The organism is Tatumella citrea, assembly GCF_002163585.1.
GTDB lineage: Bacteria > Pseudomonadota > Gammaproteobacteria > Enterobacterales > Enterobacteriaceae > Tatumella > Tatumella citrea.
Map to the genome: position 1 here is coordinate 867,185 of NZ_CP015579.1, position 19,077 is coordinate 886,261.

The following is a 19,077-nucleotide window of genomic DNA, read 5'->3' on the forward strand; positions in this document are numbered from 1 at the left end:
GTTAGCGAGCCTGGCCGGTGGGAGAATTGTCACTGGCCGGGAAATCGTCCTGTCGTAATACTCCGTGGCCATGTTCCAGTAGCGCGTCAGTTACCCGTCGCATTAACCGGCTTTCAGGGGCAAAACGGTGCCAGTACAGCATCCGCCGTTGATAAAGCCCGGGGGTTAAATCAACCAGCTCGCCGCGGGCTAATTCACCACCAATCTGCAGATGTGGGATCATACAACAGACTGAACCTTGTCTGGCCAACTGAACAAAGGCTTCGGACGAATTGACGATATGACAGGGAACACTGCCCGGTGGTAAATCGAAATATTGCTGCAGGAAAGCCTGATGCATATCATCCAGGTGGTCGAACGCGACCGCCGGAGCTTTCAGCAGTGCAGAACGGGTGACTCCGTTTGGGAAATAGCGTTTGGCGAATTCCGGCGACGCAACAAACAGATAATCGAGTGCACCGAGCTGATCGACAAGACAGCTGGGCAGGGCCTGAGGCTGGATACTGACGGCACCTACTACTTCACCCCGCCGTAAGCGTTCCTGAGTGCGGCTTTCATCTTCTACCTGTAAGTTCAGACGTACCGGTGAGTCTGCCAGCACATCTTTCAGGGCGGGTAACAGCCAGGTTGCCAGACTGTCGGCGTTGACCGCAATTGACAGCAACAGCGGTGTACTGCCTCCGGTTTCATCGGCCAGCCACTGTTCTTCCAGCATTTCAACCTGATGCAGTAACGCCAGTAACTTCTGGCCCTGTTCGGTCGGGCGTGGCGGTACAGTGCGCACCAGTAACGGTTGGCCAAACAGATTCTCAAGCTGTTTAATTCGCTGCGATACTGCAGACTGGGTAATACAAAGTTTTTGTGCGGCACGTTCAAAGCCGCGCTCGCGAATAACTGCATCCAGGGCCTGAAGGGTTCGGTAATCCGGGCGTTTCATAGTTTTGCTCTCTGCTTCAGGGGGGACGTATCCTGCATTATAGTGTTTGCTTTGTGCTGTAAGCCGCATTGTCAGAAAAAATTTGCGGTTCGCAATAGAATCCACGCAATCCGGCAGCAACATTAATTTTTTTTCCTGCTGCTTGTTTTATACTACGCCAACGAACAGAGCGCACAGGTTTAAACATATCATGAGCCGGGATGAACTTAAAAAAGCGGTAGGCTGGGCAGCACTGAAGTATGTTCAGCCGGGAACAGTGGTCGGTGTAGGTACCGGCACCACTGCAGCCCATTTTATCGATGCATTAGCGACAATAAAACATGACATCGAAGGAGCGGTTTCCAGCTCCGAAGCCTCGACAGAAAAATTACTTAGCTATGGAATTCAGGTTTTTGACCTGAATACTATCGATCGTTTGTCGGTGTATGTTGATGGTGCAGATGAAATTAACCCGCAGATGCAAATGATCAAAGGTGGCGGGGCCGCACTGACCCGTGAAAAAATTGTCGCCGCAGTGGCGGATAAATTTATCTGTATTGCTGATGACACTAAACAGGTCGATGTACTGGGACGTTTTCCCCTGCCGGTTGAAGTCATTCCGATGGCAAGATCTTATGTAGCCCGTCAGTTAGTCAAAATGGGGGGACTGCCGGAGTATCGTCAGAATGTGCTGACTGATAACGGTAATATTATTCTCGATGTTCATAATCTGAGTATCGTAAATCCACGCGAACTGGAAATTATGATTAATGCACTGCCGGGTGTAGTAACAGTAGGACTGTTTGCTGCCAGGGGGGCTGATGTGGCGTTGATTGGTACCGATAACGGCGTGATTACACTGACTAAAGACGACTGAGTGTCGTCTTTTTTTTATCGCTGATTTTAGTGATTTATATCACAGTTTAGTCAACCCTTGATAAAATCTGCTTTCCGGCAGGGTGGAGAATCTGATTTTCCCCGCAATCTGCTGAAGCCCACTGTCGGGCATGCTGCCAGGGCAATCGGTTTCTGTTGCCCGCAGCGTAATATTTGTTATGTTGACAGAAGAAATTCTTATATTCCTCTCATTATCGTTAACCATAAGGTCGGGCAATGGCAAAGGTATCACTCGAGAAAGATAAAATTAAGTTCCTGCTGGTGGAAGGTGTCCATCAGACAGCACTGGATAATTTACGCGCAGCAGGTTACACCAACATCGAATTCCACAAAGGAGCGCTGGATACTGAAGCCCTGAAAGAGTCGATTCGTGATGCGCACTTTATCGGTATCCGTTCCCGTTCCCAGTTAACCGAAGAAGTTTTCGCTGCGGCCGAAAAACTGGTCGCTGTCGGCTGCTTCTGTATCGGAACCAACCAGGTTGATCTGGATGCTGCCGGTAAACGTGGTATTCCGGTATTTAATGCACCGTTCTCAAACACTCGTTCTGTGGCAGAACTGGTGATTGGTGAACTGCTGCTGTTGCTGCGTGGAATTCCTGAAGCCAATGCCAAAGCTCACCGTGGTATCTGGAATAAAAATGCCAAAGGTTCCTTCGAAGCCCGTGGTAAAAAACTGGGGATCGTGGGTTACGGTCATATCGGCATGCAGCTGGGAGTGTTGGCGGAAAGCCTGGGTATGCATGTGTTCTTCTATGATGTGGAAGACAAACTGCCGTTAGGTAATGCCACTCAGGTGAAAGGATTGCACGACCTGCTGGCAATGAGCGATGTGGTCACTCTGCATGTTCCTGAAACACCGAACACCCAAAATATGATTGGTGCTGAAGAACTGGCCGCGATGAAAAAAGGCGGATTGTTGATCAATGCCTCACGCGGAACTGTTATCGATATCCCGGCGTTGTGTGAAGCTCTGGCCAGCAAACATGTCGGTGGGGCTGCCATCGATGTTTACCCGGTCGAACCTGCGACGAACAGCGATCCGTTTATCTCTCCGCTGTGTGAGTTTGATAACGTGATCCTGACGCCACATATCGGCGGTTCTACCGAGGAAGCTCAGGAAAATATCGGCCTGGAAGTCTCAGGTAAATTAATCAAATACTCTGACAATGGTTCTACCCTGTCAGCGGTTAATTTCCCGGAAGTCTCTCTGCCAGCCCATGCTGCCAGTGCCAGCCGTCTGTTGCATATCCATGAAAACCGTCCGGGTGTACTGACCGCAATTAACCAGATTTTTGCGGAGCAGGGCATCAACATCATGGGTCAGTATCTGCAGACTACCCCGTATATGGGTTATGTGGTTATCGATATCGATGCTCCGCAGGAAGTTGCGGATAAAGCTCTGGAAGCAATGAAAGGTATTCAGGGAACACTGCGTGCCCGTCTGCTGTACTAATCATTGACTGACAACACCGTGGGATGACTTTCGCCCCGCGATAAACAAGGGAAAAGCCTGGCTTTTCCCTTTTTTTATCGGCCGGTTGCAGGTAAGTGAATTACGCTGGCTGCTGATGTCGCGATGACCTGTTTTCTGGACCGGATTCGGTGTTTAGTCTGGCTGTTGTCAGAAGCTGTTGCGACCGGTTGGCCACTGCCACACCTTATCCGGGGTAATCAGCGCCGGTAGCGGGATATCCCAGCCTGCTACCGGCAACTCCCCGACCTGTTGACAGTTATGGGCATAGCCGGCTGGCAGGCAGCCATGTTGTTGCCAGTGCTGAAGTGTCCGATCGTAATATCCTCCGCCCATCCCCAGCCGTTGCCCGTGAACATCAAACGCCACCAGTGGCACCAGAATAACCTCTAATTCGTCCAGAGTGGCCATCTGACGGATATCTAACGGAGGTTCAGGGATCCGCAGCCGGTTAGGCGTCAGCGGGGTTTCCGGCAGGTAGCGAATAAACAGCAAATTACCGGCTGAAAACGGATGCAGAACCGGCAAATAAACCTGCTGGCCTCTCTGCCACAGCAATTCGATCAGCGGGCGGGTATCCAGCTCACCATCTACCGACAGAAACACCGCCACTTTATTTGCCTGAGTCAACGGCGGAAAACTGAGCGCCTGTTGGGCCGCCTGTTGTGCTGCCAGCCGTTGTTGATCATCGCTCAGGGCTTTGCGGCGGCGGCGGATTTCGCTACGGATCTGCTGGCGTTGATTGTCAGGTAAGGGGGTCACAGTGCTGTCCATGATGATTTAGCGGGTCAGCCACTCTAACACAGAGTCAGAAGCGGGCAGAATGGTCAGCGTGCTTAAAGCGGCAGTCTGGTTCAACGCATTCAGGTTAAACCAAAACTCACTATCAGGAATGATAAGTAACAATGCAGAGGCAAAAACGGCTGAGATTCCGGCAACAGTCAGCGCTAAACCGGACGCCTGCAAGGCTATCGCGCAACAACGTCGGAACTCTGTTGTATCAGAGAAATATCGAAATCAGAGGCTTATTGAGATCAGAGAAATGAAACTAAGAATCAGTAGTGCTTATCAGTGCTTCAGAATTGTGCCTGATGCTGCCAGATGATGGTACTTCATCATAGTACTTCACGGTTCTTCAGATGAGTATTGCTAACCAGGTGTACAGTAATCAGGAGTACAAAAGGGGAGATCTCCGGGATGCCGCTACAGGCTGTAACCCTTGAACCCTTGGTTCAAGGTGAACATGTCGTCATTATCATTAGGCTTCCCGGACGGACCGGGCATGCGCACAGTTAATGAAGCGCCACATTCTGTTTGGTATGAAATATCGGCTCAGGGGACTGGCCCGTTCACAAACATCCCAGAGAAAATTTACTTCATGGTTAGTTTAGCACAGGTTCCATAAAGTGTTATTCGAATTTTGGACCCTGACGATCAGTGATCCGACCCTGCTCGACTAAAGCCTGCTCAATAGTCTGCTGTAACATACGAATACGTTGTTCCATATTCGATGCGTAATCACGGGTCTTGTTCTTTTCCTGCGCTAACTCATGACAGATGTTTAACGCAGCGATAAACACCAACTGTTCGGTGTTGTTTACCCGGGTTCGGACTTTCAGGTCCTGTAAGCGCTGGTCAAGGTCAGCTGCTGCCGCAGTTAACGCTTCCTGCTGTTCCGGCGGACAATTAACTCTTAACGAACGACCAAATATCTGAATATCTACTGGTTGCGCAGACATGCCACCTTCCTGACTGATTACATTACCCGCTTCCGATGCTTTATATCGGGGAACGGGGGCCACTATATAGGCCTGAATAATAACTTACAACCCCTTTTCTGGAATCCTTCAGGCTGCTAGTGGTAGCATACCATGAACTTAACTCTCCAACATTGATGAATAACTATGTCCTTACAGAACGCACTACCTTCTTTTGAAGCCTTATCTGCCACCTTGTCGTTGCAGGGCGTAGGTATGACCGCGTCAGAGATGCACGGTCTGATCAGCGGCATAATCTGTGGCGGCAATCAGGATCACAGCTGGAAAACCCTGGTCCATGACCTGGCGAACGACGGTATGGCTTTTTCCCAGGCCCTGTCACAGCCATTACAGCAACTACGTGACTCAGTTCAGCAAACGCTGGAAGATGACGGCTTTATGTTCCGCTTATTAATGCCCGATGAAAGTAAAACCAGCGTGTTTGAACGTGCTGATGCGCTGGCCGGCTGGGTCAATCACTTCCTGCTGGGGCTGGGAGTGACTCAGCCTAAACTGGATAAAGTGACCGGCGAAACCGGTGAAGCCATTGATGATCTGCGTACCATCGCACAGTTGGGGTACGATGAAGATGAAGATCAGGAAGAGCTGGAGCAATCGCTGGAAGAAGTGTTGGAATACGTAAGGGTAGCTGCGGTACTGTGCTACGAAACCTTTAATCATCCACAACCAACAGCACCGGAAGTACAGAAACCCACGTTGCATTAATCAATTCCCGTGCGTAGTCGCCGGGTAAACAGGGAGCCTGATTGTGATTACTCTGGAAAATTATCAACAACGTCGCCAGTCATTACTGGCCAAAATGGTGCCCGGTAGTGCCGCCTTAATCTTTGCAGCCCCGGAAGTCACCCGCAGCCGTGACACTGAATATCTGTTTCGCCAGAACAGTGATTTCTGGTATTTCACCGGATTTAACGAGCCGGAAGCGTTGCTGGTATTGATTAAAAGCGATGAAAATCATAATCACAGTGTACTGTTTAACCGTGTTCGTGATCTGAATGCCGAAATCTGGTTTGGCCGTCGTCTGGGGCAACAAGCCGCCCCGGAAAAACTGGGTGTCGATAAGGCGCTGCCCTGGGATGACCTGGACCAACAACTCTCACAGTTGCTGAATGGTCTGGATGTTATCTATCACGCACCGGGAGAGTATCCGTTTGCTGACCTGAAATTGTCTGCGGCACTCGGGACTCTGCGCAACGGCAGCCGGCAGAACCTGCATGCCCCGTCAACCATCACCGACTGGCGGCCGTGGGTCCATGAAATGCGGCTGTTTAAAGATGCCGAAGAGATAGCCATTCTGCGTAAAACCGGAAAAATTTCGGCGTTAGCGCACCAACGCGCGATGGAAACCTGCCGTCCGGGGATGTTTGAATATCAGCTGGAAGGCGAAATCCTGCATGAGTTCAGTCGCCACGGATCCCGGTTTGCCTCGTATAACACTATCGTGGGCGGTGGTGAAAATGGCTGCATTCTGCACTACACCGAAAATGAGAGCGAGTTACGCGACGGTGATTTAGTACTGATTGATGCCGGATGTGAACTCTATGGTTATGCCGGTGACATTACCAGAACGTTCCCGGTGAACGGTCGTTTCAGCCCGGCACAACGACAGATTTATGACATTGTACTGGCCTCTCTGGAACACGCCTTGTCGGTCTACCGGCCCGGCATCAGTATCCGTGAAGTCAATGATCAGGTCATACGGATAATGGTGACCGGCCTGGTGGCGCTGGGCGTGATGCAGGGAGATGTGGATACCCTGATTGCTGAAAATGCCCATCGACAGTTTTATATGCACGGGCTGGGTCACTGGATGGGGCTGGATGTGCACGATGTTGGTGACTACGGTTCACCTTCCCGTGAGCGATTGCTGGAACCTGGCATGGTACTGACTGTTGAGCCGGGGCTTTACATTGCACCGGATGCCGATGTTCCTGCACAATATCGCGGAATTGGTATAAGAATTGAAGACGATATCCTGATTACTGAGCACGGTCATGAAAACCTGACTGATACTGTAGTAAAAACAGCGGATGATATTGAAGCACTGATGGCCGCGGCCAGACAGTCACACCAGTAACGGGTAAAATACGTCAGCATGAGCATGATAATTGCGGGGGGAGGAATGACCGGTGCAACACTGGCACTGGCCGTTTCTTACCTGACCGATGGAAAACTTCCTGTCACTCTGATTGAAGCGACAACGCCGGGTGAGCGTGGCCATCCCGGTTTTGACGGCCGGGCCATTGCACTGGCTGCTGGTACTTGTCAGCAACTGCAGAATATTGGCGTCTGGCCTTCTTTAGCTGACTGCGCGACTCCGATCACTGATATTCATGTCAGTGATCGCGGACATCCGGGTTATGTGGGGATTAGCCAGCGTGAATACGGGGTGCCGGCGCTGGGTAATGTCATTGAACTGCATGAAGCAGGTCAGCGGCTGTTTGAGCGGCTAAAAAAAGCCCGGGGTGTTACGGTGGTTTGCCCAGCTCAGGTCACAGAAGTTCAGCGCAAAGCAGAACAGGTGACAGTCAGCCTGGATAACGGCCAGCAACTTACCGGCAGTATGCTGGTGGTGGCAAATGGTTCAGGATCGTCGCTGGCGTCAGGCTGTGGTGTTGACTGGCAAAAAGAGGATTATCAGCAGCTGGCAGTCATCGCTAATGTGACCACCAGTGAGCCTCCCCGGGGCCGTGCTTATGAGCGTTTTACCACCGACGGGCCACTGGCACTGTTACCGATGTCCGGAAATCGTTTCTCGCTGGTCTGGAGCCTCCCGGTGGAACACCGTGATGAGGTTCGGCAGTGGAGTGAACAGCAATTTCTTGAACATCTGCAACAGGCTTTTGGCTGGCGTCAGGGGCGGTTTCTGCATTGTGGTAAACGCGATTATTATCCGCTGGTATTACAGCAGGCGACTGAGATTACCCGCCACCGGCTGGCACTGGTGGGGAATGCCGCACAGACACTTCATCCCATTGCCGGGCAGGGGTTTAACCTCGGCCTGCGCGATGTGATGACCCTGGCCGAAACCGTAGCTCAGGCTCAGGCCGCAGGCCAGGATATTGGCAGTTATCAGGTACTGGATCAGTACCGCCAGCGGCGTCTGCCGGATCGGCGGAAAACGGTCGCTATTACCGACGGACTGGTCAGGTTATTTTCTAATCAGGACCTGCCGTTAATTATCGGCCGCAATGCCGGGTTAAGCGTCATGGGTAAACTGCCGTGGCTTAAACATCAACTGGCCGGACGGACTCTGGGCTGGGTAAAACGTTAATGAGAGAACAGTGATGCAGAGCTTTGATGTTGTGATTGCCGGTGGCGGTATGGTTGGTCTGGCCGTTGCCTGTGGACTGCAGGGCTGCGGTATGAAAGTGGCGGTACTGGAACAGACCCCACCCCGTGCCCCTGATATGCAGGCTGCACCTGCCATTCGGGTATCGGCAATCAACCTTGCCAGCGAACGTCTGCTCAGCCATCTTGGCGTATGGCAGGATATTCTGGCGATGCGTGCCAGCGCCTATCACGGAATGGAAGTCTGGGAAAAGGACAGTTTTGGTCATATCCGTTTTGATGAACGACCTCAGGGCATTGCCAGCCTGGGGCATATTGTTGAAAACCAGGTGATTCATCATGCCCTGTGGCAACGTGCCAGCCAGTGCAGTGATATTCAGCTGATAGCTCCTGCACAGTTGCAACAGGTAGCTTTTGGCGATAATGAAGCCTTTGTGACTCTGCAGGATGGCAGTATGTTAACCGCCAGACTACTGGTGGCTGCCGACGGCGCACACTCGTGGCTTCGGGACAAAGCCGATATTCCGCTGGTGTTCCGTGATTACCAGCATCACGCGCTGGTAGCTAACATCCGTACTGAACAGCCTCATAATTCAGTAGCACGGCAGATTTTCTATGCGGAAGGTATTCTGGCGTTTTTGCCATTACAGGATCCGCATCTTAGCTCCATCGTCTGGTCCTGCGACCCGCAACAGGCCAGCCGGGCTCAGGGGATGTCAGAAGATCAGTTTAACCAGCAACTGGCAGTAGCGTTTGATATGAAGCTCGGCCGCTGTCAGCTGGAAAGTGATCGTAAAACCTTCCCGCTGACGGCAAGATATGCCCGACAGTTCGCTGCCCACCGGCTGGCACTGGTAGGGGATGCGGCTCATACCATTCATCCGCTGGCAGGCCAGGGGGTGAATCTCGGGTTTATGGATGCCGCAGAACTGATTGGTGAAATTCGCCGTCTGCAGCAACAGGGGAAAGATATTGGTCAGCACCTGTATCTGCGGCGTTATGAGCGTAGCCGGAAACACAGCGCGGCTTTGATGCTGGCTTCAATGCAGGGCTTCCGTGATCTGTTTGCCGGTAATAACCCCGCCCGTAAATTATTAAGGGATATTGGTCTGAAACTGGCGGATACTTTACCCGGAGTAAAGCCTCAGTTACTGAAACAGGCAATGGGTCTGCATGATTTGCCGGACTGGCTGAAAAATAGTTAACTTTGTAATCCGGCCCGCATTCCTGCGGGCCACAATAAGATATTCTCCTCCTGTTCTGTGACATATCACAGAAATGCAGCAGTAAACCGCCTGTGCATCCGGAAAACGCCTCTCCCGCCGGATAAGAAACTCCTATTATGGTAAACATTACACCCGGAATATAGTGCTTTAAGTCTATGAAATATGAACCTATAATCGGGCATTATGGTGAGTTTTGGTCATAATATGAACGCTGGCTGTCTTTGCCTGACTACCGGTTGATAGCAACAATGCTCATTATAATTACGGGGATAATGTTATGCAGTCATCAGCGACCACTGTGCCGGCCAGCGACCAGCACAGCGCGTTAATTATTGTCGATGTACAGAATTGCTTTGTGACCGGCGGAACCCTGGCCGTGGAAGGCGGGGAAACTATCATCCCGTTAATCAATCAACTGGCAAGCCGCTTCGCCAACGTTATTCTTACCCAGGACTGGCATCCGTCGGGTCATATCTCTTTTGCGGCCAACCATCCGGGAAAACAACCCGGTGAATTTATCGATACCCCCTACGGCCCGCAAATCCTCTGGCCGGTTCATGCGGTTCAGGGCAGTGAAGATGCGGCTCTGCATGCCAGCCTGCAGGTCCCTCATGCACAACTGATTATCCGCAAAGGTTGCCATTCGCATATCGACAGCTATTCAGCATTTACTGAGGCTGACCGGCAGACCACTACAGGGCTGGCCTCGTATCTGCATGCCCGCGATATTCACACGCTGTATGTGGTGGGTCTGGCAACAGACTTTTGTGTCTCCATGACAGCCATCGACGCTAGCCTGGCGGGCTTTACGACTTCAGTGATTGAGGATGCCTGTAAAGCGATAGATTTACAGGGATCACTGGCTGCGGCCCGTGAACAGATGCTGTCGCAGGGTGTAAAACTAATCCACTCTTCCGCTGTTAACTAAAACTAAAACTGTTCTGACAGGGAGACACTATGTCTGTACTGACCACAGATATGCCTCCTCCGGCGGACCCGGTGGATTCAAGGCCGATCCGGCTGGAAATTAATAACCTTACCGTCCGTTACGGAGATGTCACTGCACTTAATAATGTCAGCCTGCAGGTGTGTGAAGGCGAGTTTATCTGCATCCTTGGTGCCTCGGGCTGTGGCAAAAGCACTCTGTTTAATGTGGTATCCGGGCTGCTGCCTTCCAGTGAAGGGCGGATTTTCCTGGAAGGAAAAGATGTGACCAACAAGCCAGGACAGGTCGGCTATATGCTGCAAAAAGACCTGATGCTGCCGTGGCGCACGGTGCGCGGCAATATTACCCTGGCGGCTGCATTAACCCGGGGTGTCAGTGCGGCCGATCGCCAACAGGCTGAGGAGCTGGCCACCCGTTACGGGTTGGGGGATTTTCTTGACCATTATCCGCATGCGTTATCGGGAGGAATGCGTCAGAGGGTAGCGATGATGCGTACCGTCGCTGCCGGTAAAGAAGTGATGTTGCTGGATGAACCGTTTGGAGCCCTGGATGCTCAGACAAGATTCAGTATGCAGGAGTGGTTATTACAAATCTGGCGTGATCTCAAACGGACGGTGCTGTTTGTTACCCACGATGTGGATGAAGCGATTTTCCTGGCGGATCGGATTGTGGTAATGACCCCGCGTCCCGGGCGGATAGCCGAAATCCTGACCGTGGAACTGCCAAGACCGCGTACCCTGGAAGACCTGACCGGAGATACTTTTGTGCAGCTGAAACGACAGATTATGAGCCGGCTGTATCACGATGAGAAACAAAACGGAGGCCGCCATGAATAACTCTCAGCAGCATCCCTGGCGGGCGGTACTGGTCTGGCTGATTTCGCTGGTGATGATTGTCGTTCTGTGGCAGTTGGTTATCTGGATTTCCGGGCTGCCGCAGTATGTAATTCCTTCACCACTGACAGCATTCCGCACCCTGCTGGAGAATGGTCAGCGGTTACAGTTACTGACCTGGCAAACGCTGTCAGAAACCGCGATGGGGTATCTGCTTGGCGCGGTGGCTGGATTTGTACTGGCATTACTGATGGGGCAAATTCCGCTGGTTCAGCGACTGGTTATGCCGGCGCTTATAGTTTCCCAGGCAGTGCCGATTGTAGCTATTGCCGCACCTCTGGTGATTATTTTCGGTTTTGGTCTGCTGCCAAAACTGATTATCGTGGCATGGATAGTCTTTTTCCCGGTCGTCGTTAATGTGCTGGACGGGCTGGCGGGCATCGACCGCGACATGCTGAACCTGGCCAGACTTATGGGCGGTAAACCGCTGCGGGTATTTATGCTGGTCAAACTGCCGGCCTGCGTCGGTCCGTTGTTCTCCGGGCTTAAAATCGGGGCGACTTATGCGGTAACCGGAGCGGTCATCGGGGAGTGGACGGCATCGGCCCAGCAGGGACTGGGGACTTATCTGCTCAGCGCCAATGCGCGGATGGACACCGCCGGGGTGTATGCGGCGATGATCCTGCTGACGTCGATTGGTGTGGGTTCATTCCTGATTGTACTGGGCCTGGAAAGGTTAGCCACTCCGTGGAGAAGCCGGACCAAAGCCCCGGGTTACTTACGTTAAGCCCGGTGAAATTCACCGCAACCTATTATCCTGACAGAGGTATACACAGTGAAAGCAGCTATTATTCGTACCGCCATTCTCAGTGCATTACTGTCCGGTGTTTCGGCGGGCTTTGCGCATGCCGAAACTCTGACACCCATCCGCTTTGTCTATGACTGGGCCGGAGCCGATCACGAACTGATCCCTATTGTAGTGGGGCAGGAAAAAGGCTTCTATCAGCAGGCGGGACTGGATGTGAAAGTTATTTTCCCGCCAGATTCACAAACCACTGCCCGCATGCTGGCGCTGGGCCAGGCTGATGTTGGCCTGAATGCCACTACCGATGTGGTATTTGCAGCCGATCAGGGACTGCCTGTGATCGCTGTGGGTTTATATGCTCAGCATAATAACTGGGGGCTGTTTACTAAACCCGGGGTTCCGGTATCTCTGAAAGATTTGAAAGGTAAATCGATCGCGATTTATACCGATTCCTGGAGTAAAGCGATGATGCCGTTTGTGCTCAAAGCGGCCGGACTTCAGGAAAGTGATGTGAAATTTATTATTGCCCAGGACAGTGATGTGCCGCTGTTACTGGCTGGCAAAGTTGATATTGCCACCAATACTAATAACTTCCTGATTCCCGATGTTGAGCTGTCACAAAACAAGACTCCGGGACAACTGGTGGGTAAAGATGCCGGTGTGCCGGATGTACCGGTCTGGGCGTATACCGCTTCCACCCGCTATCTGCAGGATCACGGTGATGTGGCGAAAAAATGGATGCAGGCCACGATCAAAGCCACGGAATGGGCAGCAGCTCATCCGGATGATGCCGCAGAACTGTTGCATAAAGCCTATCCGGACAGTGGGTCAGTGGCTCTGAGCACCAAAGCCTGGAAAATTATCTCTCCGGATATGAAAGGGCCGCAGGGTTACATGATGCAAAGTGATGAGAACTGGTTGCCGATTGCCAAAGCATTACAGGCAACCGGCCAGATAAAAACGGTGTTACCGGCCGATAAATACTACACCAACCAGTTACTCAAGTAAGCGGCTCACCACTACAGGCCCTGCGGAAAACAATGCGCAGGGCAGGAGAGGGTATGGAAAAGATAATTATCGATTGTGATCCCGGTGTGGATGATGCAGTTGCATTAATGATGGCTCTGGCTGCGGGTGAGCAGCTCAATGTGCGCGGAATTACCACGGTTGCAGGCAACCTGCCTTTACCTGCGGTCACCCGCAATGCATTACGCATCCTCTCTTTTCTGGGGCGGGAGGATATCCCAGTATTTGCCGGATGTTCGCGGGCGATTTTTCCGGGGCCAGCCCGGCTTTCGTCAGTACATGGTGCTGATGGTCTGGGGAACAGTGGTTTGCCTGATTCGGAACTCCGTCCCGCAGAACAACATGCCGTCGATTTTATTATCGACACAGTGCTGGCGGCACCCTCAGAAATAACACTCTGCGTGCTCGGTCCCATGACCAATATTGCCCTGGCACTGATTAAGGCACCGGAGATTGTCCCGCTGATAAAACAGATAGTCGTGATGGGTGGGGCGGTATTCTGCCCGGGGAATACGACCCCTGCCGCAGAATTTAATTTTGCCTGCGACCCTCATGCTGCAGAAGTGGTACTGGCGGCCGGAGTACCACTGACGTTGTTCGGGCTGGATGTGACTTCAAAGGCTTTATTAACCGCACCGCGCATCGAAGCGTTACGCCAATCGGATTCAGCGTCCTGTCAGCTGGCAGCTGTGATGCTGGCAGATTACGGTGCCGCAGATCCTTGTCTGCATGATCCTTGTGTGATTGCCGGGCTGTTGGACCCTGACTGTTTTACGGGGATTATGGCACTGGTTAGTGTCGACTGTACTCCCGGCATTAACTACGGGCGAAGTGTCGGCTTTGTCAGTGAACGGCATCTGGCCGGACGCCAGCCCAATGCGAAAGTTATTACCGGGGTCGATGATCAACGACTGTTCCGGATGCTGATGGAATTGCTCAGCCACTGAATGCACCGTAATTGATCCTCGTTTGATTTATTCTAATTTGACGCTGTGCTTTGCCATACTTTTTCTAATCCGATGTCTCAGGCATGGCGTCTTTTATTAACAATAACCCTTCCTTTAAGTTCGTAGATATACTAAATATTACCCGGTTAAACAGTGTTTAAATCTATATTTTACTGATTACCTGGTTTATTTATCTGCAATTATTTATGCACTATGTCGGTGCATCACCCTGTTTCGCCATTATTTTGCTTATAGTTAATTTTGCCTTTCGGTGGTAAGTTTTTTGCTAAGGATAACGTTTGCGTTGCGACAGATAACCGTGGCGGCCTGACAGCTCAGGGTAAAACCCTTACTTATCAACGGGACAGTTATGACTCAGCACACACCTTTGTTTGAACAGCATCAGGCCTGCGGGGCCAGAATGGTGGATTTTCACGGCTGGATGATGCCTTTGCATTACGGTTCTCAGATTGATGAACACCAGGCCGTACGCCACGATGCCGGAATGTTCGACGTTTCACATATGACCATAGTGGATATTACCGGGCCGCGCAGCCGCGAATTTCTCCGTTATCTGCTGGCAAATGATGTCGCCAGACTCACTACACCCGGCAAAGCTTTATACAGCGCGATGCTGAATGCTTCCGGTGGCGTTATTGATGACTTAATTGTCTATTTTCTTTCAGAAGAGTATTTCCGGCTGGTGGTCAATTCTGCTACCAGAGAGAAAGATCTCGCCTGGATAACGGAACATGCCAGTGCATTTGAGGTGCAGTTACAGGAACGCAGTGAACTGGCTCTGATAGCAGTGCAGGGGCCACAGGCACAGCAAAAGGCGCGCACGCTGTTTACTGACAGCCAGCGCCAGCAAACTGAAGGAATGGCGCCGTTTTACGGAGTTCAGAGCGGTGATCTGTTTATTGCTACCACCGGATACACCGGGGAAGCTGGCTATGAAATTGCGTTACCTGCCGCTCAGGCAGCAGATTTCTGGCAGCAGTTGCTTAACGCAGGAGTGAAACCGGCCGGTCTCGGAGCCCGCGATACTCTGCGACTGGAGGCGGGTATGAACCTGTATGGTCAGGAAATGGATGAGTCAGTATCTCCACTGGCGGCCAATATGGGCTGGACCATCGCCTGGCAACCGGAAGATCGTCAGTTTATCGGACGTGAAGCTCTGGAACAGCAACGCAGGACTGGCACAGAAAAACTGGTCGGACTGGTGCTGAAAGAAAAAGGTGTATTGCGAAATGAGCTACCGGTGCTGTTTACTGACAGTGACGGTGTACAGCAGCAAGGGATCATTACCAGCGGTTCGTTTTCGCCCACCCTGGGCTGCGGTATTGCCCTGGCCCGTGTCCCTGCCTCTGTCGGTGATACTGCTGTGGTACAAATTCGCCAGCGCGAGATGCCGGTCACCGTTACCCGGCCGGTTTTCGTTCGTGCCGGCAAACCTTTGGTATAAAAAATAATTTCAGGAGATAACCCCAATGAGCAATGTTCCGGCTGAACTGAAATACCGTGAAAGTCACGAGTGGGTACGTTTTGAAGATGATGGCAGTGTAACCGTCGGAATTACCGAACATGCCCAGGAGCTGTTGGGTGACATGGTGTTTGTTGACCTGCCAGAAACTGGCGCACAACTGCAACAGGGTGATGACTGTGCTGTTGCCGAATCGGTAAAAGCGGCTTCCGATATCTATGCACCGCTGAATGGTGAAGTTATTGCGGTTAATGAAGCGCTGGCCGAAAACCCGGAACTGGTGAACAGTGACCCTTACAACGCTGGCTGGTTATTCAAATTACAACCGGCCGGAGGAGAAGATGGCCTGCTGGATGCAGCAGCCTATAAAGCCGCGATTGACGAATAACTGCCAGACCCCGGCTGCACAGTCTGTAGCCGGAATGACCTGAAACGGCAGTTGCCAGTGCTGCTGCCGTATTAATTCCAGCCAGATTCAGGATGCACAGCGAATGACCCGGACTCTCAGCCAGCTTGAAAACCAGAATGACTTTATCTCCCGCCATATTGGCCCGACCGAAAAGCAGCAGCAAACTATGCTACAAAGCATTGGTGCAGACAGCTTACCGGCACTGATTAATGCGATTGTTCCGCAGTCAATTCGTCTGCCTGAACTGCCGGCGACAGGTGAAGCGGTCACTGAGCAGCAGGCTCTGGCTGAGCTGAAGGCTATTGCCGGAAAAAACAAGTTATACAAATCCTGGATAGGTATGGGTTACAGTGCAGTTATTACTCCGCCGGTTATCCTGCGTAATCTGCTGGAAAATCCGGGCTGGTATACGGCTTATACTCCCTATCAGCCGGAAGTTTCTCAGGGCCGACTGGAAGCACTGCTTAATTTCCAGCAACTGACACTCGATTTGACCGGGATGGATATCGCCTCGGCCTCGTTGCTGGATGAGGCGACCGCTGCTGCTGAAGCGATGGCAATGGCAAAACGCGTCAGTAAGCTGAAAAATGCCAATAAGTTTTTTGTTGCCGACGATATTCATCCGCAAACTCTCGATGTGGTGCGTACCCGTGCCGAAACCTTTGGTTTTGAACTGATCATTGATGCGGCAGAACGTGCTGCTGACCATCAGGATCTGTTCGGTGTGTTGCTGCAGTATTGCGGTACCCGTGGCCACCTGCATGACTATCGTGAAATCATCGCGCAACTGAAGCAACGCAAAGTGATCGTCAGTGTCGCGGCCGATTTTATGGCACTGGTATTACTGACCTCACCAGGTGCTCAGGGCGCAGACATTGTGTTTGGATCATCACAACGGTTTGGTGTGCCTATGGGCTACGGCGGGCCACATGCGGCGTTCTTCGCCAGCCGTGACGAGCACAAACGTGCAATGCCCGGCAGGATTATCGGGGTATCACGGGATGTTAGCGGTAATCAGGCATTGCGTATGGCGATGCAGACCCGTGAGCAACATATCCGCCGGGAAAAAGCTAACTCCAACATCTGTACCTCTCAGGTATTGCTGGCCAATATTGCCGGTATGTATGCAGTCTGGCATGGTCCGCAGGGCCTGAAAACTATTGCTGAACGTATTCACCGCATGACCGATATTCTGGCGGCAGCGTTGCAGCAACGAGGCGTGAAAATTCGTAATCATCAGTGGTTTGATACCCTGATGGTTGAAGTGAAAGATAAAGCGGCAGTGCTGCAGCGTGCGGCTGAGCACCGGGTTAATTTACGTACCGATCTGCATCAGGCGGTCGGAATCACTCTGGATGAAACAACCGCCCGCGAAGACCTGCAAGCCCTGGTTACGATTATTACCGGTGACACTGCGCCAGTGGATATCGATAGCCTGGATCAGTCGCTGGCTACTGAGAGCCATTCGATCCCGCAGGCGTTATACCGCAACGATGCGATCCTCACTCATCCGGTGTTTAACCGTTATCACAGCGAAACGGAAATGATGCGTTACCTGCACCGGCTGGAGAAAAAAGATCTGGCATTGAATCAGGCCATGATCCCGCTCGGTTCCTGCACCATGAAACTCAATGCTGTCGCAGAAATGCTGCCGGTTACCTGGCCGGAGTTTGCGGGGTTACATCCGTTCTGCCCGACTTCTCAGGCGGCAGGTTATCTGCAGATGATTGATATGTTGTCACGCTGGCTGGTGCAACTGACGGGTTATGATGCTCTCTGTATGCAGCCAAATTCCGGTGCGCAGGGAGAATACGCAGGCCTGCTGGCTATCCGTCGTTATCATGAAAGTCGTCAGCAGCCGGAACGCAATATCTGTCTGATTCCTGCATCTGCCCACGGTACCAATCCTGCCTCAGCTCAGATGGCCGGTATGGAAGTCGTGGTTGTGGCCTGTGATAAACAGGGGAATATTGATCTTGATGATCTTCGTCTGAAAGCCGAGCAGGCGGGTGAACAGCTATCCTGCATTATGGTTACTTACCCGTCAACCCACGGAGTTTATGAAGCCACAATCGGTGAAGTCTGCCAGATTGTTCATCAGCACGGAGGTCAGGTTTATCTGGATGGTGCCAATATGAATGCCCAGGTCGGGCTGACCTCTCCCGGATTTATTGGTGCCGATGTATCACACCTGAATCTGCACAAAACCTTCTGCATTCCACATGGCGGCGGCGGACCGGGAATGGGACCAATTGGCGTAAAAGCCCACCTGGCACCGTTTGTTCCCGGGCACAGTGTGGTTCAACTGGACGGCGTTCTGACCCGTGAAGGCGCAGTTTCAGCAGCACCCTTTGGCAGTGCCTCTATTCTGCCTATCAGCTGGATGTATATCCGGATGATGGGGGCGGAAGGTTTGCGTCAGGCAAGCTCAGTGGCGATTCTCAATGCTAACTATATCGCCCGTCGTCTGAGTGACGCTTATCCGATCCTTTATACCGGTGCAGACGGGCACGTGGCGCATGAATGTATTCTGGATATTCGCCCGCTGAAAGAACAGACAGGGATCAGTGAAATGGATATTGCCAAACGGCTGATTGACTATGGTTTCCATGCACCGACCATGTCGTTCCCGGTGGCGGGAACCCTGATGGTGGAACCCACAGAGTCAGAAAGTCAGCAGGAACTGGACCGGTTTATTGCAGCAATGCTGGCAATCCGCAGCGAAATTGACAAAGTAGCCGCAGGTGAATGGCCGGCGAACGATAATCCGCTGGTGAATGCTCCACATACCCAGCAGGAAATCACAGGGGAATGGCAACACAGTTATACCCGTGAACAGGCAGTTTTCCCTGCCGGCAGCGAGGACAAATACTGGCCGACCGTTAAACGACTGGATGACGTATACGGCGATCGCAATCTGTTCTGCTCCTGTGTACCGATCAGCGATTATCAGGCACAGTAAACAGAATATTGCCGTCATACAGTTCGGGTAAAGTAAACACCGCGGCTCTTTGCAGAGACCGCGGTTTTTTTATATGTCGATGGAG

Annotated in this window: 17 protein-coding genes and 1 other RNA gene; 14 read left to right on the top strand and 4 right to left on the bottom strand. The window is 52.0% G+C overall.

The annotated features are described in order from the left end of the window. Position 1: 1 nt before the first annotated feature. A complete protein-coding gene (locus tag A7K98_RS04125) occupies positions 2 to 937 on the bottom strand; it encodes a LysR family transcriptional regulator ArgP (protein WP_087490354.1) in 936 nt (311 codons plus the stop codon). Positions 938 to 1,127: 190 nt separating this feature from the next. On the opposite strand from A7K98_RS04125, the gene rpiA reads away from it, so the two are divergent. Together rpiA and serA are read left to right on the top strand one after the other, a co-directional pair. After that, positions 1,128 to 1,793 carry a ribose-5-phosphate isomerase RpiA gene (gene rpiA, locus A7K98_RS04130; protein WP_087487433.1) on the top strand — a complete coding sequence of 222 codons (666 nt, stop codon included), beginning with the start codon at positions 1,128 to 1,130 and terminating at the stop codon, positions 1,791 to 1,793. 236 nt (positions 1,794 to 2,029) lie between these two features. Then, positions 2,030 to 3,268 carry a phosphoglycerate dehydrogenase gene (gene serA / locus A7K98_RS04135; protein ID WP_087487434.1) on the top strand — a complete coding sequence of 413 codons (1,239 nt, stop codon included), beginning with the start codon at positions 2,030 to 2,032 and terminating at the stop codon, positions 3,266 to 3,268. A gap of 168 nt (positions 3,269 to 3,436) precedes the next feature. On the opposite strand, the gene A7K98_RS04140 is transcribed toward serA, so the two are convergent. The 3 genes from A7K98_RS04140 to zapA form a co-directional block, all read right to left on the bottom strand. Further along, complete coding sequence (locus tag A7K98_RS04140) at positions 3,437 to 4,060, bottom strand: 5-formyltetrahydrofolate cyclo-ligase (protein ID WP_087487435.1); 624 nt, start codon at positions 4,058 to 4,060, stop codon at positions 3,437 to 3,439. A 411-nt stretch (positions 4,061 to 4,471) separates the two neighbouring features. Next, positions 4,472 to 4,656, bottom strand: a non-coding RNA gene (ssrS, locus tag A7K98_RS04150) — 6S RNA. 39 nt (positions 4,657 to 4,695) lie between these two features. Then, on the bottom strand, positions 4,696 to 5,025 hold the full coding sequence (gene zapA / locus A7K98_RS04155) for a cell division protein ZapA (RefSeq protein WP_038018096.1): 330 nt from the start codon (positions 5,023 to 5,025) through the stop codon (positions 4,696 to 4,698). A 165-nt stretch (positions 5,026 to 5,190) separates the two neighbouring features. Between zapA and A7K98_RS04160 the strand changes: the two genes are divergently transcribed. The 12 genes from A7K98_RS04160 (at position 5,191) to gcvP (ending at position 18,992) form a co-directional block, all read left to right on the top strand. Continuing rightward, on the top strand, positions 5,191 to 5,769 hold the full coding sequence (locus A7K98_RS04160) for a YecA/YgfB family protein (RefSeq protein ID WP_087487437.1): 579 nt from the start codon (positions 5,191 to 5,193) through the stop codon (positions 5,767 to 5,769). A gap of 43 nt (positions 5,770 to 5,812) precedes the next feature. Next, entirely contained in the window at positions 5,813 to 7,141 is a 1,329-nt protein-coding gene (gene pepP / locus A7K98_RS04165) for a Xaa-Pro aminopeptidase (RefSeq protein ID WP_087487438.1), read from the top strand. An 18-nt stretch (positions 7,142 to 7,159) separates the two neighbouring features. After that, positions 7,160 to 8,338 (top strand): 2-octaprenyl-6-methoxyphenyl hydroxylase, encoded by a 1,179-nt coding sequence (ubiH, locus tag A7K98_RS04170; protein ID WP_087487439.1) that lies wholly within the window; start codon positions 7,160 to 7,162, stop codon positions 8,336 to 8,338. A 13-nt stretch (positions 8,339 to 8,351) separates the two neighbouring features. Continuing rightward, complete coding sequence (ubiI, locus tag A7K98_RS04175) at positions 8,352 to 9,560, top strand: FAD-dependent 2-octaprenylphenol hydroxylase (protein ID WP_087487440.1); 1,209 nt, start codon at positions 8,352 to 8,354, stop codon at positions 9,558 to 9,560. A 298-nt stretch (positions 9,561 to 9,858) separates the two neighbouring features. After that, positions 9,859 to 10,509: a bifunctional nicotinamidase/pyrazinamidase gene (gene pncA, locus A7K98_RS04180; protein ID WP_087487441.1), complete on the top strand. Its 651-nt coding sequence runs from the start codon at positions 9,859 to 9,861 to the stop codon at positions 10,507 to 10,509. A gap of 29 nt (positions 10,510 to 10,538) precedes the next feature. Next, positions 10,539 to 11,363, top strand: coding sequence for an ABC transporter ATP-binding protein (locus A7K98_RS04185; RefSeq protein ID WP_232461591.1), 825 nt, complete (start codon positions 10,539 to 10,541; stop codon positions 11,361 to 11,363). After that, a complete protein-coding gene (locus A7K98_RS04190) occupies positions 11,356 to 12,147 on the top strand; it encodes an ABC transporter permease (RefSeq protein ID WP_087487442.1) in 792 nt (263 codons plus the stop codon). Before A7K98_RS04185 ends, A7K98_RS04190 begins: the two co-directional genes overlap by 8 nt. A 48-nt stretch (positions 12,148 to 12,195) precedes the next feature. Further along, on the top strand, positions 12,196 to 13,173 hold the full coding sequence (locus tag A7K98_RS04195; RefSeq protein ID WP_157665844.1) for an ABC transporter substrate-binding protein: 978 nt from the start codon (positions 12,196 to 12,198) through the stop codon (positions 13,171 to 13,173). A gap of 53 nt (positions 13,174 to 13,226) precedes the next feature. Beyond that, positions 13,227 to 14,138 carry a nucleoside hydrolase gene (locus A7K98_RS04200; RefSeq protein WP_087487444.1) on the top strand — a complete coding sequence of 304 codons (912 nt, stop codon included), beginning with the start codon at positions 13,227 to 13,229 and terminating at the stop codon, positions 14,136 to 14,138. Positions 14,139 to 14,508: 370 nt separating this feature from the next. Then, the gene (gcvT, locus tag A7K98_RS04205) at positions 14,509 to 15,603 is read left to right on the top strand and encodes a glycine cleavage system aminomethyltransferase GcvT (protein WP_087487445.1); all 1,095 of its coding nucleotides are present in this window, start codon (positions 14,509 to 14,511) and stop codon (positions 15,601 to 15,603) included. A gap of 25 nt (positions 15,604 to 15,628) precedes the next feature. Continuing rightward, on the top strand, positions 15,629 to 16,009 hold the full coding sequence (gene gcvH / locus A7K98_RS04210; protein ID WP_087487446.1) for a glycine cleavage system protein GcvH: 381 nt from the start codon (positions 15,629 to 15,631) through the stop codon (positions 16,007 to 16,009). 103 nt (positions 16,010 to 16,112) lie between these two features. Further along, entirely contained in the window at positions 16,113 to 18,992 is a 2,880-nt protein-coding gene (gene gcvP, locus A7K98_RS04215; protein ID WP_087487447.1) for an aminomethyl-transferring glycine dehydrogenase, read from the top strand. Positions 18,993 to 19,077 lie beyond the last annotated feature (85 nt).